Origin of the sequence: Nitrosomonas sp. (assembly GCF_040256045.1) — a bacterium.
Lineage (GTDB): Bacteria > Pseudomonadota > Gammaproteobacteria > Burkholderiales > Nitrosomonadaceae > Nitrosomonas.
In genome coordinates, this window is record NZ_JBDZWD010000099.1 from 1 (window position 1) to 2,274 (window position 2,274).

The 2,274-nt window shown below is 47.2% G+C and carries 4 protein-coding genes; all 4 read left to right on the forward strand.

Annotated features, from left to right (window positions below):
• The coding region (locus ABUL11_RS11220; RefSeq protein WP_350283936.1) for a glutamate synthase-related protein at nt 1-320 on the forward strand (320 nt) is incomplete at its 5' end.
• A 409-nt stretch (nt 321-729) separates the two neighbouring features.
• Nucleotides 730-888, forward strand: coding sequence for a hypothetical protein (locus ABUL11_RS11225; protein WP_350283937.1), 159 nt, complete (start codon nt 730-732; stop codon nt 886-888).
• Nucleotides 889-1,067: 179 nt separating this feature from the next.
• Complete coding sequence (locus ABUL11_RS11230) at nt 1,068-1,517, forward strand: TonB-dependent receptor (protein ID WP_350283938.1); 450 nt, start codon at nt 1,068-1,070, stop codon at nt 1,515-1,517.
• 229 nt (nt 1,518-1,746) lie between these two features.
• Nucleotides 1,747-2,184, forward strand: a complete 438-nt coding sequence (locus tag ABUL11_RS11235; RefSeq protein WP_350283939.1) for a TonB-dependent receptor domain-containing protein — start codon at nt 1,747-1,749, stop codon at nt 2,182-2,184.
• The last annotated feature ends 90 nt before the right edge of the window (nt 2,185-2,274 follow it).

Below are 2,274 nucleotides of genomic sequence, written 5' to 3' on the forward strand. Positions count from 1 at the left end.
TCAATACTGCCCGCGGATTCATGTTTTCCCTGGGTTGCATCCAGGCCATGCGCTGCCATCTGAATACCTGCCCAACCGGCATTACTACCCACAACCCGCGCCTGCAGCGTGGTCTGGTAGTGGAAGAAAAATACCTGCGGGTAGCTAATTATGCAATCAACGTTAATCGTGAAATCGACATGATCGCCCACTCCTGCGGATTACAGCACGCTCGCGAACTGCGCCGGGAACACATACGTATCGTCGAAAAAGCCGGGATAAGTGTAGCACTCAACATACTGCATCCCTATCCGGAAACAAAATCGACTGTTCGTGATTGAATGACCGGTTCAACTTGTTCTTCAGCAGAGATTAAAACGAGAAAAATTCAATATACTCCCGGGCTTGCTGCTCTCTCCTTCCTCGCTTTCTCCCTGCCCCACCGGTCTTTGAGCTTTTCTAATCAGTAACGAAAACCCCTGCAAATTTTCTCCCATTCGTCATAAGGAAGCATTGATATTAATATTAACTATAATAATTCTATGAGTAGATTTACCGGTTTTTTAGTGTGTACCTCACTGTAATACCATTTTCCATGCATGTCATTCTCATCGGAATCAGCAGCGTTTCAACTGACGAACAGCAAATCGGAATTGATCTGAACAGTATTCTTCTGAACCAGAAGCCTTGATAACAATTTTTTAATTACCAGCAGCAAGGCAGTCAACACTCTCATTAGAAGGAAGTGAAATGTCGCAACAGCAAAAAACGTTGCTCCCTCTGGGTGCAGCACTGATGGCCAGTGGGCTGTCGATCAGAGCCTTTGCGGCAGAAGGAAATGAATCATCCAAAGCAGCCGTTCTTCCCACCATCAAGGTGCAGACAAGCGCCGAAGAGCAGGACGGTTAACGTGCCACCACGACTCGTGTAGGTAAAAAATTGCAGGATCCACACGATATTCCGCAGGCAGTAACCACCATTACCAATCAGTTCATGGAAGATTATCAGGCAAGCTCATTGAGGGATGCGCTGCACCAGTTGTCGGTCTGACTTTCAATGCCGCCAAAGGCGGTCGAGGTGGTAACAACATGATATTGTGCGATTTCTATACCTTTGGCGATATGTATCCGGACAGTATCCATGATACTGCACAGTACAACCGTGAAATCTTCTATATAGAGCAAATAGATATACTGCGCGGAGCAGGCGCCATGCTGTTCGGGCGCGGCCAGGCCGGTGGCGTCATCAACCAGGTCAGCGTATCCCACATCGGAGATAAAGGAAAAATCACTGGTAGCGTCGGCATGTACGGTTACTACGAAATGACCGATGATTTCAACAAACAGATCACTGACACCATTGCCATCCGCTTCAATGGAATGAAACGTACCGAAGACAGCTGGCGCAAAAACCCGGCCGCAAACGACCGACCCGGCCTGGATCGTGACGGGCTCGCCATCAGTGCCGGGATAGGCCTCAACACTGCTAACGAATTTATTCTGAGCCACATCCGCACGACAAACCGGATTTTGGCGTAAGCTTTGATACCGCGACACGCAAACCACAAGAACGATTTCCAGCAAAATACTACTGGGGAACCAACAGTAATTTTGACAAAAGCACCATAAATATCACTACGGCAAGCTTTACTCACCGTTTCTCACCAGACAGTGAATGGCGTACCCAGTTACGCTATGGTGATTATGAACGCAGTTACTGGGCACGTACTCCCAGTCTTACTGTTGCTCCTAATGCCGAAGGCAAGATTTGCTCACTAACTGTAATGGTGGCCCGACCCGTGCCATGGACTACGAAACACTGACTATTCAGACAGATTACAATAAAAAATTCCAACTGCTTGGAATGAACCATGAATTTCTCGCTGGTGCAGAATATCTCAATGAAGATGGCTTCCGTCATTCTTTGCAGAATTTTGGGGGAACGACATCGGCCAATCCCCCTGCGTATTACCCTTACGAGATCAATTCAACAGGGAATCCAGTCGATTCCAAATCCCGCACTTATGCCATTTATATGCAAGATACGATCGAGTTCATTCCCAAATGGAAGCTTACACTGGGCAGACGACGCGACGAGATGAAAGCGGAGTATTCGAATACACTCTCTCCCAAACTGAGATATGGCGAGTGGAGCACACGCGGAGACTTGTCTTACCATTTTTCAGATCAATCACATTTTTTGTAGCCTACAGTGATTCGTTCAGTCCTACGGCTGATCTGTATAGCCTACGTCACATAAAATGATTTGATTTTAAAGAGTTGCTCGACGGTTTTG

Coding starts and splice junctions, on each gene's coding strand:
- ABUL11_RS11230 (WP_350283938.1), top strand. CDS start 1,068: ATGATATTGTGCGATTTCTATACCTTTGGCGATATGTATCCGGACAGT.
- ABUL11_RS11225 (WP_350283937.1), top strand. CDS start 730: ATGTCGCAACAGCAAAAAACGTTGCTCCCTCTGGGTGCAGCACTGATG.